This is a genomic window from Vibrio sp. Hal054 (assembly GCF_037162405.1).
GTDB lineage: Bacteria > Pseudomonadota > Gammaproteobacteria > Enterobacterales > Vibrionaceae > Vibrio > Vibrio diazotrophicus.
The window spans coordinates 1,001,667-1,019,650 of sequence record NZ_JARLUT010000002.1; the positions used below are offsets into that span (position 1 = coordinate 1,001,667).

A 17,984-nucleotide genomic window follows, 5' to 3' on the forward strand; every position below is an offset into this window, starting at 1 on the left:
AACCGTATTGTTACAGCATCAACTTTTTCATAACGTCTTCATTGGCTAATCCAGTGCAATTACTAATCCAGACCAACGTCCTCGCTAACAGGTTGATTTACTATATGAATTTGAAGAAGGTCACAAAACGACCAGAGATAAAACGACAATTTGTCGCTTCGTTTGTCGGCTTTCGAACAAACAACACCGACAAAAAGCGACAAATGACGAATCAGACAGATGAGTGAGCTAGCTGACTAATTTAAGAGGGATGAATCCAGCAAGAGTGAAGAGACAGGAGCAGTATGACCCAGAGGAGAGTTATAAAAAAAACTCCCTGCCACATTCATGACAGGGAGCTGTTTCGACTCGAAAATACTGATTTAAGTACTTTCTATGGCACACCGTGGCCTTTAGAAGCCACCCAAACTCGGTACCATTGCTCACGAGTCAGTTCTAAGTCCAGTGCAGCCACTGCCGACTGAACGCGTTCAATCTTACCTGAGCCAACAATTGCAAGTGGCTTAGAAGGAAGGCGACGAACCCAAGCGTAAATCACTTGGTCGATGCTCTCAGCACCAATCTCTTCACGCAGTTCTTCTAACACGTTATGTACACGAACAGCTTGCTCTGACTGACCTTTAAAGATTTCACCACCACCTAGACATGACCATGCCATAGGGCGGGTACGCAGCATTTGTAGCTGATCTAATGTACCGTCATCGGCAACATTAAAGTTAAGCGGGTTAATCTCTACCTGATTGGTAACCAGTGGTTTACCCAAACGAGATTGAAGTAGTGAAAACTGAGATGGTGTGAAGTTTGAAACGCCGAAGTGTTTCACCTTACCGACTTTATGAAGCTCAGCAAACGCTTCGGCCACTTCATCCGCGTCAAGCAAAACATCTAAACGGTGGATCAACAAAACATCAATCTCGTTGACACCTAAACGCTCAAGTGAGTTATTCACCGATTGGTAGATGTGTGCAGAACTGGTGTCATAGTGATTAATTTTGCGTTCTGGGTGCTTGTCGCTGCGCAGTTTGATATCACACTTAGTAATGATCTGCATTTGCTCACGAAGAGATGGTTCTAACGCCAAAGCTTCACCAAACAAGGCTTCACATTCGTAGTTACCATAAACATCTGCGTGATCAACAGTCGTGATACCTAACTCTAGGTGCTGTTTGATAAACGTCAGGCGCTCTTGAGGAGTCATTCCCCAATCTGCCATTCGCCAATACCCTTGAACCAGTTCTGAAAAGTCTGGTCCTTGCGGGGCGATTGTCACTTTTGCAACCATAATATTACTCCTTAATCCGACGGGCTCATCCTAAGCTTGTTTATTCCTCGCCTCAACAGATAAACTATAGAAGTTCGAACTGGAGTACGAAGTTGTGACTTTTTCTACACGTTTACAAGAATTGATTGGCGAAGAAAGCATCAGCGGGTTTGCGCGACGCGTTGATCTGTCTGAAGGCCTGATAAGAAAATATCTAAAAGGTAGTGAACCTAGCTTAGCAAAGGCAAATCAGATAGCGATTCGTGCCAACTGTTCGCTGGAATGGTTAGCAACCGGCTGTGGGTATCTGTATCGCAAAGCAGAAGTGGTGGATATGGAAGCTTACTGCCTCGCACATAAATTCGTTACTGGTGAAAGCTTGAGCCACGATAAGCAAAACCAACAGCGACAGATAATTGCGGGTTATCAGTATTTGCGGGCACATAAGAAAGCCGACGGGTATTTAGACGAAACCTCAATGGCGAACTTTCTTCAGCGCCAACCCTCAGCAATTACTCCGAACGAATAAACTGAACTTCAGCGCTTTTTCCGTCCGTGACAAGCTTTGCCATAATGTTGTCTTTCTGCCAGTGAAGGATTTTAGGAAAAGAGTGGGCATTGCGGTTAATGAACAAAACTAAGGCCTTATCAACTTCTCGGGTCGACTCAGTCTTCAATTGGTCACGGATTGAAAACTGTTGCTCTCCAAGTTGGATGCTTTGCAGTTGAAAACCATCTTTACGCAGGTTCAGTTGCAGCAGACTCCAATCGTTGGTCGAATAAGCACCATGCAGAGTCAGCGTTTTAATACCCCCATCTTGGTCGCCCGTGACTTCCGGCCACACTCTCAAGGTATAGTAGTTAAACTCATCGCCACACCAAGAGGTGATAAAGATATTTTCACTGCACTCTAACCATGTGTCCGTTTGGCGAAGTTCTCGCTGAGTGGGCCAAGGCTGCTCACCGCTGATAAATGGCTGCAAAAAGCTTGGGTGCGCAGCCAATGCTACCCCACTCCAAAACATGATGACGAACCATTTCCACATACGATTACCTCTCTTTCCTGCCCTTAGTGTTAGCCTTTTCATCGCTTTCTACAAGTGCCGATGAACTACGCCCCCAAATTCTCTTTTGTGAACCACTTCAAGATCTTAAGGCGTAGGCGGAGGAAGGATGTGCTTAGTCTTTAATCGATTTATCCTAAAGTCTGTTTACCTAGAGGGACTATAAGATCCCATATGGACGTGACGATGAAACTAAAAACTGTAACCCTTGCCTTATGTGCCATTATTCCATGTGCCTTCGCGGCACCAAACCTGACTATAGCCACGACAACCAACAGTCGTGACTACCCATTAGACAGCCAAAACCCGTTAGTAATTCCATTGACCAAAGATGACTACACACTAACAGTTACGGGTTTGGAGGGAAGCTGTCAGGCAGGTGAAATATCAAGCATCAAATTTAATACTCCTGTATCTCTGAATTGTGCAGGAGCGACCACACTGCCACTTAAAATCCGCTTCACCGGCGATTACGCGTTTAGCTATGACGACAAAGCACAAACGCTGACGTTTGTTCGTCAGGCGAAAAAAACAGCGAACAGTGATTTCAAACGACCGATTCCGGATGTTACCTGTGAGAAATACTCTGGCGGCGAAGTCACTGTCAAAGTCGGTGATACTTTCACAAACGGAACGCAATTAAGAGATGCTTTCAGTGGCAAGGTGGTGACAGTAAAACAAGGTGCCGTGTCATTAACCCCACAAGCGAACAGCGGCGGCTTAATCTTACTTGAGCCTGTTGAAGCCAAGCCTCAGCCATTCAACTACCGTAATGCCAACATCTATTTCGTCATGGTCGACCGTTTTAACAACGGCGATACCAGTAACGACAACAGTTATGGGCGAAGAAAAAGACGGTAAAGATGAAGTCGGCACCTTTCATGGCGGTGATCTCAAAGGCGTAATTGAAAAGCTAGACTACATCAAAAGCCTAGGTACAGATGCTATTTGGCTCTCTCCGATTGTGGAACAAATCCACGGATTTGTCGGTGGTGGAGAAAGTGGTTCATTCCCATTCTATGGCTACCACGGCTACTGGACTCGTGATTTCACTAAAATCGATGAAAACTTTGGTGTCGATGAAGATTTAAAAGCACTGGTTGAAGAAGCCCATAAACGGGGCATAAAAATTCTGCTAGATGCGGTTATTAACCACTCCGGTTACGCGACACTGGCTGATTTACAAGTCGATAAAATCAACGTTGTAAACGGTTCACAGCTGCCAGCAAAATGGGCGGATTGGGCACCATCAAGTTCTGCTGGAGAGAACTGGCACAGTTTCCACCAGTTCATTGATTACAACAGCAATAACTGGAAAGACTGGTGGGGAGGCGACTGGGTTCGCACCGGACTACCGGGTTATCCGAAACCGGGCTCTGGTGATATCACCATGACGTTGGCTGGCCTACCCGATTTCCGTACTGAATCGACTGAATTCGTTAAACCACCTAAGTGGCTGCTGGAAAACGCCGGAACAAGAGTGAAGGCACAAGATAACTTCACCGTATCTGATTATCTGATTGAATGGCAAAGCGACTGGGTAAAACGCTTTGGAATTGATGGCTACCGTGTAGATACGGTGAAACACGTTGAAGGTGAAGTGTGGAAACGTCTGAAACAAGCCGCCAGCGATAATTTGAATCAGTGGCGCAAAGAACATAATAAGCAAGGCGAACCCTTTTGGATGATGGGCGAAGTGTGGGGACATGGCGCTTATCGCAGCCCGTATTTTGATGACGGCTTCGATGCACTGATCAACTTTGATGTGCAAAAGAAAATGGACAAAGGTGCAACCTGCTTTAGCCAGATGGAAAGTGTTTATCAGGCAAACGCGAAAACGCTGCAACAAGAAGCGGATTTCAACGCTGTGAGTTATATGTCTTCACACGATACCGAGCTATTTTTCAGCCGTTTCAAGTCGTTTGAAATGCAACGTAACGCAGCCAACGCCCTGTTGCTAAACCCGGGAGCTGTTCAGGTTTATTACGGAGATGAAGTCGCAAGAGACTTAGGCCCTTATGCGGATGATTTCCATCAAGGAACCCGCTCAGATATGGTTTGGAAGTTGGATGCCGAGCGAGAAGCGTTGCTGGAACACTGGCAAACCGTCGGGCAATTTAGGCAGCGTCACCCAGCCATTGGTGCGGGCAAACACCAAGTCATAACACAAGCGTCGTCAAAACAAGATAGCCCTTACGTATTTTCTCGCACCCTAGGAGAAGACAAAGTTATCGTTGCGTTTGTCGGTAAGTAATTACTCACAATCAAGATAATAAAGGACAAGGGCACATCTGCTCTTGTCCTTTTTTTGGAAGAGATGAAAGCTAAGCAATACACTCCTGCAAACTTACCGCTTGAGGGGCATAATCGCTAATGTTGATGACTTTATCTGCAATCGCATTAATCAAATCAGGGTCATGGCTGACGATTAGCAAGCTGCAATTTTGCTCACGTGCTAGCTGTACCAATTGCATCGTCACTTCTTTGGCAATAATAGGATCTAAACGCGACGTCGGTTCGTCAGCAAACAAGAATACAGGCTCCATCAGCAAAGCACGTAAAATCGAGAAGCGCTGAAGCTCGCCACCGGATACCTGACTACTGTTACAAGTAAGCACCTGCTCACGCAAAGCGAGTTTTTTCATTAATGGTGCAACGCGACTGGCATCCAACTTGTGCAGTGCAATCAAGTCATCCAACATTTTTCCTAGAGTGAGATGCTGAGAAAGCGAAGTAAATGGATCTTGATATAACTTAAGCCACTTAGCTTTACCCTGAGTTTTTTGACGAACAATCTCACCCGAAGACACTTTAAGATGCCCTAAAATCGCATCACCCAAACTGCTTTTACCACAGCCACTGTCGCCAACAATGCCGACAATCTCACCTTGTTGAACGTCAAATGTCAGCGAATCAAACAACTTTTGTTTGCCGCGTTGTATTGCCACATTTTCTACACTCAAGATTCGCTCCTGAGCAATATCTTTACTTCGGCTTTGTGCCCAATTTTTCGGTGTCGAATGAATCAGCTTTTTAGTGTATTCCTGCTGCGGATGAGCAAGCACTTGCTGTGTTTGCCCTTGCTCGACTACCTTTCCATAATGAAGAACCAGTATTTGTCCGCCTAGACGCTGCGCAACTTCAACATCATGCGTTACCACAATCAGACCATCGTTTTTGGACTTATCACGCAGCATGTCGACAACATCATCACGTCGACTGACATCCAAACCTTTGGTTGGCTCGTCTACAAGAATGATGGAAGCGTTGGCGGCAGTTGACACACAAATCGCCATACGTTGAGCCATACCTCCTGAGAGTTGCCCTACACGCTTTTGATAAGCCTGCGCTAAACCATAACGCTCCAGCTCTTGCTGTGCCATGAGACGTGCTTGTGGCGCGGAATGCCCTAAGACAAATCTCGACACTTCTGCCACTTGCTCACCCGATTTCATCAAAGGATCAAGCGTCGACATTGGCTCTTGTGACAGCATTGCCATTTGTTTACCCCAGAGAGTACGGCGCTGCATCATATTCATCACCTCTCCGTGAACAGCAATCTCACCCGTGCACGATAATGCAGAATCAATACTCGCCATGATCCACTTAAGCAACAAGCTTTTACCTGACCCTGTTTGACCAAGGATCACCAGCGGTTCACCTTTATTCACCGCTAACGACACATTTTCCAACAGAATGCGCTCACCCATTGAGATATGCAGATTCGAAACTCTCAGCAATTCACTCATCGTGTCTCTCCTGCAATCAAATGGAATGCCAATACAATTAACGCCAGCATTGTTAGAGGTTGAAGAAGTAACCACGGCGCATCACCGTAATATGGAAAAAGCTCAACAATCATTTGTCCGAGTTCACTGGTTGGCGGCTGAATGCCCACATAAACAAAGCCAAGAGAAGCCATATAAAGCACGGCGTTAGCGGCACCGAATGCTGCCATAGTCAACACAGGTGAACGTAGTGTCGGCCATAAATGGTGGCGAAAAATATAAACACGACCAAAGCCCAACAAGAGAGCGTTTTGAATTTCAGGACTGTTGGCAAGAGACTGAGTCAGCGAGCGACTTACACGGAAATACTCTACCCACTGTACCAGCGCAATCGCGATATAAATGGCGGTAAAAGAGCCGGGTACCAACGCTACAAACAACAGCACGAAAACCAAACCCGGCATAGCAAGAAGTATGTTGACGATAATATTGAGCCCATTGTCGAGCCAACGGCCGTACCAACCTGCAATCACACCCAATATGCAGCCAATGGTACTCGCACTTAACACGCAGATGATTGCCAGACTCAAGGAAAGACGCAGAGCTTCACTTAAACGGGCAAACATATTGCGACCATAGTGATCGGAACCTAACCAGTATTCGGCACCCGGCGGCATCAAAACCGCAGACAAGTTTTGCTCTGCCGGATCGACGTTCATAGCCCAGCCAATCATCGACATCGAGATCAACACACACAGCAGCAACACACCGAAAAGGCGCGATCTGTTGCTATAGAGTTTTTTGTTATCGAAGGCTGCTAGCATGTTATTGCTCCTCCTTAATTCGCGGGTCTATCCAGAAGCACAGAAGGTCAACAACCGTATTCAACATTACAAACATCACACCTAAACAGAGCGCCGTGCCCTGAATAACAGGAATATCGCGGGCAAAAATCGCATGAGCCAAACCATGCCCGACTCCCGGCCATGAGAACAGAGATTCAATCATTACTATCCCTTCAATCACGGTAATAAACTGGATACCGATAAACGCAACAACAGGCAGCAAAATATTGCGAACTCCGTGACGCTGAAAGGTTCGTAAAGGTGATAGCCCTTTCATCATTGAAAACTGATAAAAAGGCGCACGTAAAACCTGACGAGTTGAGCTGGCGACAATCCGGTTTGAGGTTGCAGCCAACGCTATCGCTAGAGTAAGGGTAGGCAGAATCAAATGCTGAGGTGTGTCAAAACCAGCAACGGGTAACCATTGCCAATAAAGCGCAAACATCAGAATGAAAATTAAACCAATTACAAACACAGGAAGCGCACGAACTGCGATTGAAAAAACAACAGCGACAGGCTCAAACCATTTCTGCCATTTCACACTCGCGAGACCGAGCGGGAATGCAATCAAGACGGACAAAGCAAGCCCAGCTACGGCAAGCATTAAGGAATGCCCTAACTGATGACTGACAATATCACTGACTGGCTGACCACTGACCAAAGAGTTGCCCAAGTTAAACTGCGCAAGATCGATTAACCAAGAGAAAAAGACGAGATCCCCGATTGGTTCAAATTCAACTCTTGGCGAATATATTCGGCCGCTTCCGCGCTAACGTTATCCTGACCGTAGCGACTAGAGGCAATACGGAAAGCCATATCCCCCGGAAGTGAACGCATCAGAACAAACGTCAATGCGCCAACTCCAAATACCACAGCCAAAAGCTGCAAAATGCGGTTATAAATTAACTGCCACACGAGAATCAAAACTCCAAGTCGCTAAGATAAAAATTGCGGCCAAATGGATCAAAGTGGAAACCTTTGAGACGTTTGTTCACTGAGACTTCTTCTGTGTAAGCGGAAACAGGGATCACTGGCAGTTCAGTAGCAAGAATGGTTGCCGCTCTCTGCGCTTTTTCGCGATACTTGTCTGCATCTAGCGTGTAGTTAAGTTGTTTAATCAACTGATTAAACTCTGGGTTGGACCAATTCATTGCGCCCCAATCCCCACCTTCCGCTGAGAAGTCATTACTTAATACCACCAGAGGGTCTGCAATCACGCCATAGTTACGCGCAATCAATGCCACTTCTAAAGAACCATCCTGATGACCAGCTGGAATCGAACTTGAACTTGTAATACTTACATTCAGTTTTACACCCAGCTTTTTCCACTGTGCTTGAAGCGCTGTGGCTACATTCGTCAGCTCTGGACGGTCAGCGTAGGTAATCAATGACAACTCAAACACTTTACCGTCTCGCTCCAACAAACCTTGGCTGTTTTCAGTCCAACCGAGTTCTTTAAGCATCGCTTTAGCTTTCTGAATATCAGACTCTGGGTTTGCAAAAGACTCTAAATACCAGTCACTCATTGAGCGAGGCAACAGTTGCGCGGTTCCCGAATCTGGAGTGCCTAGCACAGCGCTAGCAATGCCTTTGCGATCAATAGCAAGGCTCAACGCCTGACGCGCTTTAACGGAGTTTAGGTACGGATGAGCATTGTTCAGTTTTAAAACAAGAGTACGCGGTAAAGAGTAAGACTGAACATCGGTTTGCGGATTCATTTTTAAACGCATAATGCTGGCTGGCGGAAGCTGAAGAGCAATGTCAGCCTGACCACTTATGGCTTGTAATACGCGACTTTCACCGCGATGACCAGTCAGATAAGTGGCGTATTCAATACTCGCTTTCTTGCCCCAATAACCATCAAATTTCTTAACAGTAATTTTGTGCGGCGGCGTAACCTCAAAAAGCGTGTATGGGCCTGAGCCAATCAAGTTCACCACTTTGCCATCTTCAGCATAAGAGGCTCGGCTTAAAATCACATTGGAATAGTTGGCAAGCACCGCAGGTAAACTTTTGTATGCTTCAGAAAGTTCGATAACAACCTTGTTTTCACCTTGCGCTACAATGTTTTTCACTGGCACTTTGCCTAGCGAACCATATTTGCTCAGCGCAATGTTTAAACTGTTCACCACTGTATCCGCGTTCATCAGTGAATCATCGTGGAAGCGAACACCGTCACGCAGTGTGATTGTCCATTCAGTTAGCTCATTGTTTGGCGTCGCTTCTAACGCCAGACCTGGGAGCAAATTCCCCGAATTGTCCACATCAAAAAGCGTCTCAATGACCTGCATCCTAGTAAAAATATACCCACTTGATGATGGGTCAACGTTAGCAAATTCAAACGCAGCACTGATGGTAACTGTGTTTGATTTAGAAGGAGGTGTGTCCGCATTTGCTTTAAAAACAAACATTAATGCCAACAGTGCTGTTGTAAAAATTCTCATAGTTATAACTCTACTGACTAAAAGTGTTTTGTTATAACATAACATTAATTTGAGTTTCAATTTTAATGAGAATAATTTTCAAAACCAAATAAGAGAACGAACTACAAAACTCGTTAATCCGCAATTTCTAGCTCTCTCTCCAACTTCTTAGATAGCTTGTTAAACAAGGTTTCCCTGCGTAGGTCGAGTATTTCCTGAATCAGTTTCTCTTTGGCTGATAAACCAAAATGCTTGGCGTAGTTTTTAATTTTCTGAATCTCTTCCGGCTCTAAACGGTAAACTTCATTCTTTAAGTAAGCTTCCGCTTCTTTCTTGATGAAGCCCTGCTGCTGCAGTAATTCAATAATCAACACATCAAAATCGTGAGTTACTCTTGCCATCATTTCCTGCTTAATTAACCACTTAGTTCTCTGGAATTTACCCATGAGCACTATTTTTAAGACCGGCATAACCTACGCAGCGAACATTAAAAATGGGTTACAGAAAAAAGGCTATTTGATGACAAAATTCCGATATGCCATCCCGGTTTGAATTCGCATTTCTTACGCTTGAATTGGGCTTGATTTTGATCAATCAAACTTCAATTTTCCCTTCACTTGACAGCACAAGAACTACAATTAGTGAGGTAGCAAAAGATAGAAAATGGGAGGTTATGATGAGCTTAATTCCTCGTGATTCATGGTCTGATTTCTATCGCGTATTTGATCATGCATTCCCATCAATTCGCACTCGATTTGATGCGGAGGCTTTTTCACCTCGCGTTGATGTGATTGAAAAAGAAACCGCATTTGAAATCATTGCCGATTTGCCGGGAGTTGCTAAAGATGATGTGATCATCACCTATAAAAATGGTGCGCTAACAATTGAAGCCTCCACCAGCAAAACCGAAGAAAATACAGATCAGAACAAAGTCATCCACAAAGAACGCTATGAAGGAAAAATGGTTCGCAGCTTTTCTTTAAGCGAAAACGTAAATCCAAAAGACATTTACGCAGAATTTGAGGATGGCGTGTTGGTTGTGGTTGTTCCTAAGCTAGAAACGCAACAAGTGGAAGACCACCGCATCACTATCAGTTAGTTGATTCATGCCAATTGATAGCTCATTCGATGTGTACAACCAAAATCCAAAAGGGGCGAGATGCCCCTTTTTCTGTCTCAGACTCTTTGCCGAATCCTTTCTATCATCGATAACACCTTTTCGTCGTCACAGCCTATTTTGTGGTAGATACCAACGTTACCAAGCTTGTTTTCATCAATGAAAAGGGTCTTAAACCCTTTCTGCATCATCCATGCTGACAACTCACTGCTGTAGGGCATAATGGCATCACTGCTGCGCAATATATCCAGGCTGGCTGAAAATGAATCCACGTTATAAGTGGAGCGTCCAACATCCGACGATATGCCCATCTGCGATTTCATATGATCCGCAAGTACTACGCTGTGCCGTGCATGATCCGGCGTGACACGAATCAGAGGATAGCTCGCATCTACCTCTGATATAGACCGCACATTACGCTTTAGCAGTGGATGATCACCACGTACATAAACGGCTTCGAGATCTTGCAGCAAAGGGACAAACTGCACCCGACACCTTTCATGCAAATGTCGAATTTCATGTCCGACAAACAGGTCGATTTCCCCTTGCACTAAGTGGTGCATGAGCGACAAGTTATTACCAAACTCAAGTTCAATAGAGGATTTTGGCACTTGCTCTAGGTGTTGGCTCACTGCATCTCGAACAAACAGTTCCCACCATGTATCACCCGTGCCCAGCTTCAACTTACCGGCTTCTCGCTGATGCATGTCATGCAGTCGATGCAATAACTGATTATGCTGTTCCTGCTGCTGCTGAACATGCTCTTTAAGCATTTTGCCGTATTCCGTCAGCTCCATACCTTTTGAACGGCGGTGAAACAAAGAAACACCAATATCACTTTCTAATTTTTGCATGGCAGATGTCAGTGAAGGCTGACTAATATGCAGTTGTTCCGCAGCCTGCTTGATACTGCCTAAATGAGCAACCATCAGGAAATAACGATAGTTTTTATGCATAGCCAACCACCAATAATTATTGATATCACACTTTGAAAAATGGATTTTTCACTGTTGAAGACCATTAAAACCGCAAACCAGTATCAACTCAACATGATATAGCTAAATTCTATATCATAGTAAATCTAATCAATTGTTCTTTTCCCCTCTGTCTCACTATATTGCTTAGAGTCTTGTTGGAATTTGGGAGAAAGTACTATGCAAAAACAGTGGTGGCATGATGCCGTTGTCTATCAAATTTATCCTCGCAGCTTTTGCGACTCTAACCACGATGGTATTGGCGACCTGCCGGGCATCATCAGCAAACTCGATTATCTTAAAAATCTGGGTGTGAACGTGCTCTGGCTGTCGCCCGTTTATCAGTCACCTATGGATGATAACGGCTATGACATTTCAGACTATCAGGCTATCGCTGCTGAGTTCGGTACCATGGAAGATATGAAATGCCTACTTGATGAAGCAAACAAACGAAATATAAAAGTGGTGATGGATTTAGTCGTCAATCACACCTCAGATGAACATCCTTGGTTTATTTCAGCGAAATCATCCAAAAGCAGCCCATATCGTGACTTCTATATATGGCGCGATGCCAATGCTGACGGTTCACCACCCAACGATTTGGGCTCCATTTTTGGTGGTGGCGCGTGGGAGTGGGATGCAACTACAGAGCAGTATTACTTCCACCTGTTCTCTAAACGCCAGCCAGACCTGAACTGGGAGAATCCGAACGTTCAGCAAGCGGTTCACGACATGATGAACTGGTGGATAGAACAAGGTATTGGTGGTTTCCGCCTTGATGTTATTGACCTTATCGGCAAAGAGATCGACAAAAAAATCACGGGCAATGGCCCACGTTTGCACTCCCTATTACAGCAAATGAATCGAGCCACTTTTGGCGATAAAGATCTTCTCACCGTAGGTGAAACTTGGGGTGCGACACCGGAAATTGCAAAACTCTACAGCGCCCCAGAACGCAATGAGTTGTCGATGGTGTTTCAGTTTGAACACATCACGCTCACTTGGAAAGATGGCGACAAATGGCAGCCGATTCCGTTAAAACTCAGCGAGTTCAAACAGGTTTTAACCAAGTGGCAAGTCGAGCTAGAAAACCAAGGCTGGAACTCATTGTTTTGGAATAACCATGATTTACCGCGCGCAGTGTCCAAATATGGCGACGACGGTGAATATCGTGTCGAGTCAGCCAAGATGCTGGCAACAACACTGCATTTCTTAAAAGGAACGCCTTACATTTATCAGGGTGAAGAGCTGGGTATGACCAATGTAGAGTTCCATTCACTGGATGAGTACCAAGATATTGAGACGCTGAACTTCTACAAAGTACGTACCGAAGCGGGTGTATCCCATGAAGAGATGACGGCGGCGCTGCATGAAAACAGCCGCGACAATGCCCGCACTCCGATGCAGTGGAATGATCAAGAATATGCAGGGTTCAGCACGGTTAAGCCTTGGCTCAAAGTGAATCCAAACTATGTGGACATCAACGTTGAACAAGCGCTCGCAGACCGTGATTCCATTTTCTATCACTACCAAACGTTAATTCAGCTGCGAAAAACCATGCCAGTGATTGTGTACGGTCACTTCACGCCTGTATGTGAATCTCATGAAGCCGTGTTTGCCTATTTACGTGAAGATGAAGACGATAGAATTCTGGTGGTAAATAACTTCAGTAAAGAGCCTCAAACCCTCTCACTATCTGAAGTTGCAGGGCTAGATAGCGTTGAACACCTGATTAGTAACTACCCGCCAAGAAATAACCTCGACGGTGAACTGACACTGCTTCCGTTTGAATCGTTTGCCGTAAAACTGCAGCGATAGAACAAAACTGTAGTGATAAAACAGACAAAGGAGCATTACTGCTCCTTTGTCTTCAAATCGAATCCATATATTGGATTATTTGGCGTTCACCGCTTTCACAAACACTTCTTGAGCATCTTCAATACCCAGAGCTTTGGCTTCATCAAGTAGGCTTAGAGCTTTATTAATGTCATTGTCTGCCACTGCCTTTTGAATTGCGTTTAGGTAGAACGTTTTTGTCTCTGGCTGAGCTTCAATCACAACAGCTTTCGCTTTTACTGGTTCTGCAACTGCCGTTTTCGGGTTCGCTTTAAAAGGACGAAGTTTCAGTGTTTCCACCTCTAGCCCGAGTGTTCCACCAAGTTGATAAGTGTAGGTTGGGTCTACAACCATTGGCATAGCTTCGCCGAATTCTTTAGCTCTAACCTTTGCTGGGTGATCAACGGTAATTCGTTGCCCTAAAGTCTCAGCAGACGTGTAAACAATCATGTATGGCGTTTTCGCCGCGTCCACTCTGAAGCGAGTAACGTATTGAGTACGACTAAAAGCATCCGCCGCTTTAGTCTGGAATTCTTCTAATGAATATTGAGCTACGGGTTGAAATGCTTCGTTCAGCAATATGACTTCTGGAGCAAATACGGAGTCATTCACAAACTGACTAGACAATGTCAGCAAGATGTCTTGTGAACGGTCGCTAAAGCGAAAAGCCGCAAAATGACTGTTTCCAGATGGAAAACTGCCCACAGGAGAAGCCAAATCGATATCAAATTTAATATTCTCGTTGTCACCAAGCTGTGCAAAAGGGAACTGCGCATAGCTTGAACAGCAAATTTCAGTGTTCGTCGGGGGATCGATGTGCAATTGAGTCTGGGACTGAGTCGCACAACCAGTAAGTAGAGCACCTAAGGAAACAGCAAGTAAGGTTTTTGTTCTTGTCATTATTTTATCTCTCTATTGATTGCGCAAAAAGGCAGCCTAGGCTGCCTTCGCTAATGGTATCGGGTTAGAACCAGATTTCAGTGTGAACACCGATAACAGTTTCACTCTTACCATCTTTGATACCGATTTGTGAAGCACTCGCTTCATCATCAGCAGAAATGTAGCTTACGTAAGGTTTAATTTGTGGACGACCAAAGTAGTCTGCATTCACTGTAAACGCAGCAGCAACTTCTAGGTTTAGAATATCGCTTTCTACTGCATCGCCAGAACGACCCCAGTAACCGTCAGCACCTTCTTCATGTGCGTAAGAACCTGTCATTTCTAGACGTAGGTTGTCGTTCACTTTGTAAGAAGGGCGAACAGCAACAATATAACGTTTTAGGTCTTTCGCAGTAAATAGTTCATCTAACGCAGCGAAGTACGTCATTTCAGAACCCATTTGCCAGTTTTCAGAGATGTTAAGCACACCGTAAGAAGTGAAGAAAATTGATTCTTGGTTTTCGTCACCGCCAGACCAGCCACCGAAGTTCACACCACGGTTTTGAGCAACACCTTTACCGTATGCGATAGCTGTTTGAGTCCAACCATCTAGGCCATAGTAGCTAGAGTTCAAGGTAATTGCAGCGCCGAAGCCATCTTCTGCGTTGCTGTCCTTGTTCGCTTGCTCCATGTATTTGAAATCAAAGTCTAAGCTACCGATACCAGCGTCTACACCGTAGTAGTAGAAGTCATAAGAAGTCAGCGTTGTACGCTCTGCATCATGAGTAGCATTGCCCGCGTCTGGGTCTGCTACAACGATTGCGAAACCTGCAGTGTTACCCGCTAGTTTAGATTGAACACCAGCACCAACACCTGAAGACTGTTTCCAGAACTCACCAGAAAGCAGGCCTGCAGCACGGTTTAGGAAGCGTTGACCGCCCCAGATAGAAGTATCTTGACCTAGGAAGTCAAAACCACCGATTTCAACGAACGTCTCTTTAACTTCAAATTGTGCTTCGTCATTTTGTTTTTGACTACCAGAAGAGCTGTAAGCATAAGAGTTGCCGTTGCCGTACTCAGTACGTACGTTGAAGTTAGACCAAACGCCATTTTGGTGTTCAGTGTGCTTCTTAATTGAGAATTCTACTTGGTTGGTACTTTTACCGTGAGTACCTGCAGTTTTGTAGTCTGGCTTACCAAACTCAGTATCTACCGTTTCACCATTAACCATACGGAAGTTCATAGAAGCGTAACCGTGAACTTCCCAACCATCTGTAATAACTTCTGTTGGTTTTTTAACCTCTACGTTCATTGCACCTTCACCAGAAGTTACATCTAGTGCTACTTCGTTTTCAGCTAAAGCTTGGCCAGCGAAAAGAGCTGTTGCCACTGCGGCAGCAATTACACTTACTTTTTTCATTTTTAACTCCAAATAGGATTTTATTTTTAGTTCCTTAGTTCTCTTTCTACTTGGAGCCGAAAAGGCAGAAATCCGGCCAAAATAAAAAGAGGTAAGACGGGACAAGTCCCCAGTTGTTTCAACGCTATTTAGGTTAATCAAGTCGTATAGGGATGACTTCCTCCACCCTAAATTAATTTGAGGGGGATGATTAGGGAGGAGTTTTTTTCATGTATGGTGTTTTTAAAACGTTGATCACGCAATTTAGGGGGAGTAGTGATCGAAACCTTTCAGGTTATTGGAATACAAAATGCATTAGATCACTATTTGGCGATAAATTATTCATAAAACTGTAATGAAATTACAGAATATATTTTATTAAAGGGCGCTTGACCTAAGAGTCCCAAAGCTTTTTACTTAATTCAGTGGGTAACTTAACTCTAACTATAAGAACGTAACTTACGATGACTACTACAGCTTCTCGTCCGTATCCTTTAGGTGCAACACTTGATCCAAATGGATGCAACTTTTCTATCTATGCGCCTGCCAACGATGATTTGGTGCTTGCCTTGTTCAATTCTGATGGCAGTTACGAAACACACCCTTTGGAAGGAGAGTATGCTGGAATAAAGCACACCTACATGGCAGGCATCAAAGCAGGCCAACGGTATGGTTTTATCTCTCATGAAGACGACAACAGTTTATTGTACGTGTCAGACCCTTATGCCAAAGCGTTAGATGCTCCGCTTACTTATACTCCTCCATTTTCTGAAGAAGACAGCTTTGAGCTCGCGAAATGTATCGTCATAAGCGATGACTTCGATTGGCAAGATTCACACAAGCCTGCTATTTCCCGTGATGAAATGGTGCTGTTTGAAACGCACGTCAAAGGGCTAACTCAACGTCACCCAAATGTGGATGATACCGTTCGCGGAACCTATTTAGGCTTGATCAGCGAGCCAATGTTGCAGTTTTATCGCGATCAACATATCAACACCTTGCAACTGCTTCCAATTGCAGCTTGTATGCATGAACCTCATTTGTTGGATATGGGTAAAGTGAACTATTGGGGGTACAACCCTTTTGTGTTCATGGCACCCGATCCACGCTACGCCGTTAAAGATGCAGTAACCGAGTTAAAAACCGTCATAAGAGAATTGCATAAGCAAGGCATCCAAGTGATTTTAGATGTGGTGTACAACCATACCGCAGAAGGTGGGCAAGACGGTCCAGTATTCAATCTCAAAGCGCTCGATCCAAACTATTACCTGAGACACGGTTCTCATTACGCCAATTTCACTGGATGCGGTAATACCGTTGACCTCTCTTATCAGCCCTCGTTAAACCTTGTGATGGATACCCTTCGTTACTGGGTAAACGAGTACAAAGTCGATGGCTTCCGTTTTGATTTAGCGGCAACGCTAGGTCGTCGAGGTGATGATTTCAGCAGCGATGCCGCTTTCTTCAAAGCTGTGGCTCAAGACCCAATACTGAGAGAAGTGAAGTTGATTGCTGAACCTTGGGATATTGGTCCTAACGGCTACCAAGTCGGTAATTTCCCTTTTGGCTGGAACGAAACCAACGACAAACTGCGCGACATTACCCGCAGCTTTTGGCGTGGAGATCAGGGCTATCTAAAAGAATTTGCAACTCGTCTTATGGGCTCACGAGATCTCTACAGCGCAGCTAACTGGCCATATAAGCTAACCGTCAACTACATTACTTACCACGATGGTTACACCCTTCAGGATCTGGTGTCATACAAGCACAAACACAATGAAGCCAACGGTGAACAAAACCGCGATGGCCACGGTGATAACCGTTCTGATAACTATGGTGAAGAAGGTGAAACAGATAACCTCGTGATTCAGGCAACCCGTGAGCGCCAAAAGCGTAACTTCATGGCAAGCCTGCTGTTTGCGTTTGGTATACCGCATATTCTCACCGCAGATGTGTTATCCCATACCCAGAAGGGTAACAACAATGCTTATTGTCAGGATAACGAAATCAGTTGGATAAACTGGGAGAACACCGAACGCAAAGGCATCTTCAAAGAGTGGCTCGCTCAAATGGTTGCCGCTCGTCAAACCTATATGGTTCCGTTTATTCGTGCCTTCAGTGGTGACGAACGCAACTTCAATCGTATCTTCTGGCGACGAGTAGACGGTGGGCTGATGGAGCATGATGACTGGAACAGAGTCAGTGCGGTAGCCCTACACATGGGCATCGGTGAAGATGAACAAGAGATGCTGTATTTGATCAATCAAACCAATGCTCCGGCAAGATTTAAACTGCCTCATGATCGCGGTCAGGACTGGAAAATTATCTGTGACACTAACCTGTGCCATATCCAGCCAGGTCACGCTGAAGGAGAAATACTGCAACTTCCATCTTCAATGGCGATTCTTCATTTCCAACCGAAGAAGAAATGCAAATCCTAGGTCGTTCAAACCAATCG

The 17,984-nt window shown here is 44.9% G+C and carries 13 protein-coding genes and 2 pseudogenes; 5 read left to right on the forward strand and 10 right to left on the reverse strand.

Annotation, left to right across the window (positions count from 1 at the left end):
* Window positions 1-373: 373 nt before the first annotated feature.
* Window positions 374-1,282: an aldo/keto reductase gene (locus tag P4S58_RS20630; protein WP_337165510.1), complete on the reverse strand. Its 909-nt coding sequence runs from the start codon at window positions 1,280-1,282 to the stop codon at window positions 374-376.
* 94 nt (window positions 1,283-1,376) lie between these two features.
* Between P4S58_RS20630 and P4S58_RS20635 the strand changes: the two genes are divergently transcribed.
* Complete coding sequence (locus tag P4S58_RS20635; protein ID WP_102965107.1) at window positions 1,377-1,790, forward strand: DNA-binding protein; 414 nt, start codon at window positions 1,377-1,379, stop codon at window positions 1,788-1,790.
* Here the strand turns inward: P4S58_RS20635 and P4S58_RS20640 are convergent.
* A complete protein-coding gene (locus tag P4S58_RS20640) occupies window positions 1,774-2,307 on the reverse strand; it encodes a hypothetical protein (RefSeq protein WP_337165513.1) in 534 nt (177 codons plus the stop codon). The genes P4S58_RS20635 and P4S58_RS20640 overlap by 17 nt on opposite strands.
* Window positions 2,308-2,511: 204 nt before the next feature.
* On the opposite strand from P4S58_RS20640, the pseudogene P4S58_RS20645 reads away from it, so the two are divergent.
* Window positions 2,512-4,579 (forward strand): annotated as a pseudogene (locus tag P4S58_RS20645) (alpha-amylase).
* Window positions 4,580-4,649: 70 nt separating this feature from the next.
* On the opposite strand, the gene P4S58_RS20650 reads toward P4S58_RS20645, so the two are convergent.
* The 5 genes and pseudogenes from P4S58_RS20650 to P4S58_RS20670 form a co-directional block, all read right to left on the reverse strand.
* A complete protein-coding gene (locus P4S58_RS20650) occupies window positions 4,650-6,074 on the reverse strand; it encodes an ABC transporter ATP-binding protein (RefSeq protein ID WP_337165515.1) in 1,425 nt (474 codons plus the stop codon).
* Window positions 6,071-6,877, reverse strand: a complete 807-nt coding sequence (locus tag P4S58_RS20655) for an ABC transporter permease (RefSeq protein ID WP_337165517.1) — start codon at window positions 6,875-6,877, stop codon at window positions 6,071-6,073. The genes P4S58_RS20650 and P4S58_RS20655 overlap by 4 nt, the downstream gene beginning before the upstream one ends.
* 1 nt (window position 6,878) lies before the next feature.
* Window positions 6,879-7,735, reverse strand: a pseudogene (locus tag P4S58_RS20660) (ABC transporter permease).
* A gap of 83 nt (window positions 7,736-7,818) precedes the next feature.
* Window positions 7,819-9,342 carry an ABC transporter substrate-binding protein gene (locus tag P4S58_RS20665; RefSeq protein WP_337165520.1) on the reverse strand — a complete coding sequence of 508 codons (1,524 nt, stop codon included), beginning with the start codon at window positions 9,340-9,342 and terminating at the stop codon, window positions 7,819-7,821.
* Window positions 9,343-9,455: 113 nt separating this feature from the next.
* Window positions 9,456-9,722, reverse strand: a complete 267-nt coding sequence (locus tag P4S58_RS20670; RefSeq protein WP_337165853.1) for a hypothetical protein — start codon at window positions 9,720-9,722, stop codon at window positions 9,456-9,458.
* A gap of 275 nt (window positions 9,723-9,997) precedes the next feature.
* On the opposite strand from P4S58_RS20670, the gene P4S58_RS20675 reads away from it, so the two are divergent.
* Window positions 9,998-10,420: an Hsp20/alpha crystallin family protein gene (locus tag P4S58_RS20675; protein ID WP_042479459.1), complete on the forward strand. Its 423-nt coding sequence runs from the start codon at window positions 9,998-10,000 to the stop codon at window positions 10,418-10,420.
* Window positions 10,421-10,497: 77 nt separating this feature from the next.
* Here the strand turns inward: P4S58_RS20675 and P4S58_RS20680 are convergent, their stop codons facing one another.
* Window positions 10,498-11,394 (reverse strand): LysR family transcriptional regulator, encoded by an 897-nt coding sequence (locus P4S58_RS20680; protein ID WP_337165523.1) that lies wholly within the window; start codon window positions 11,392-11,394, stop codon window positions 10,498-10,500.
* A 198-nt stretch (window positions 11,395-11,592) separates the two neighbouring features.
* Here P4S58_RS20680 and P4S58_RS20685 point away from each other — a divergent pair, with 198 nt between their 5' ends.
* Complete coding sequence (locus P4S58_RS20685) at window positions 11,593-13,230, forward strand: glycoside hydrolase family 13 protein (RefSeq protein WP_337165525.1); 1,638 nt, start codon at window positions 11,593-11,595, stop codon at window positions 13,228-13,230.
* 75 nt (window positions 13,231-13,305) lie between these two features.
* Here P4S58_RS20685 and P4S58_RS20690 read toward each other — a convergent pair whose 3' ends face one another.
* Window positions 13,306-14,148, reverse strand: coding sequence for a MalM family protein (locus P4S58_RS20690; RefSeq protein ID WP_269349239.1), 843 nt, complete (start codon window positions 14,146-14,148; stop codon window positions 13,306-13,308).
* A 64-nt stretch (window positions 14,149-14,212) separates the two neighbouring features.
* Complete coding sequence (locus tag P4S58_RS20695) at window positions 14,213-15,547, reverse strand: carbohydrate porin (protein ID WP_337165528.1); 1,335 nt, start codon at window positions 15,545-15,547, stop codon at window positions 14,213-14,215.
* Between the two features lie 443 nt (window positions 15,548-15,990).
* Here P4S58_RS20695 and glgX point away from each other — a divergent pair, with 443 nt between their 5' ends.
* Entirely contained in the window at window positions 15,991-17,967 is a 1,977-nt protein-coding gene (gene glgX / locus P4S58_RS20700) for a glycogen debranching protein GlgX (protein WP_102953252.1), read from the forward strand.
* Window positions 17,968-17,984: the final 17 nt, after the last annotated feature.

Coding starts and splice junctions, on each gene's coding strand:
- P4S58_RS20655 (WP_337165517.1), bottom strand. CDS start 6,877: ATGCTAGCAGCCTTCGATAACAAAAAACTCTATAGCAACAGATCGCGC.
- P4S58_RS20650 (WP_337165515.1), bottom strand. CDS start 6,074: ATGAGTGAATTGCTGAGAGTTTCGAATCTGCATATCTCAATGGGTGAG.
- P4S58_RS20685 (WP_337165525.1), top strand. CDS start 11,593: ATGCAAAAACAGTGGTGGCATGATGCCGTTGTCTATCAAATTTATCCT.
- P4S58_RS20675 (WP_042479459.1), top strand. CDS start 9,998: ATGAGCTTAATTCCTCGTGATTCATGGTCTGATTTCTATCGCGTATTT.
- P4S58_RS20670 (WP_337165853.1), bottom strand. CDS start 9,722: ATGGCAAGAGTAACTCACGATTTTGATGTGTTGATTATTGAATTACTG.
- glgX (WP_102953252.1), top strand. CDS start 15,991: ATGACTACTACAGCTTCTCGTCCGTATCCTTTAGGTGCAACACTTGAT.
- P4S58_RS20665 (WP_337165520.1), bottom strand. CDS start 9,342: ATGAGAATTTTTACAACAGCACTGTTGGCATTAATGTTTGTTTTTAAA.
- P4S58_RS20630 (WP_337165510.1), bottom strand. CDS start 1,282: ATGGTTGCAAAAGTGACAATCGCCCCGCAAGGACCAGACTTTTCAGAA.
- P4S58_RS20680 (WP_337165523.1), bottom strand. CDS start 11,394: ATGCATAAAAACTATCGTTATTTCCTGATGGTTGCTCATTTAGGCAGT.
- P4S58_RS20690 (WP_269349239.1), bottom strand. CDS start 14,148: ATGACAAGAACAAAAACCTTACTTGCTGTTTCCTTAGGTGCTCTACTT.
- P4S58_RS20640 (WP_337165513.1), bottom strand. CDS start 2,307: ATGTGGAAATGGTTCGTCATCATGTTTTGGAGTGGGGTAGCATTGGCT.
- P4S58_RS20695 (WP_337165528.1), bottom strand. CDS start 15,547: ATGAAAAAAGTAAGTGTAATTGCTGCCGCAGTGGCAACAGCTCTTTTC.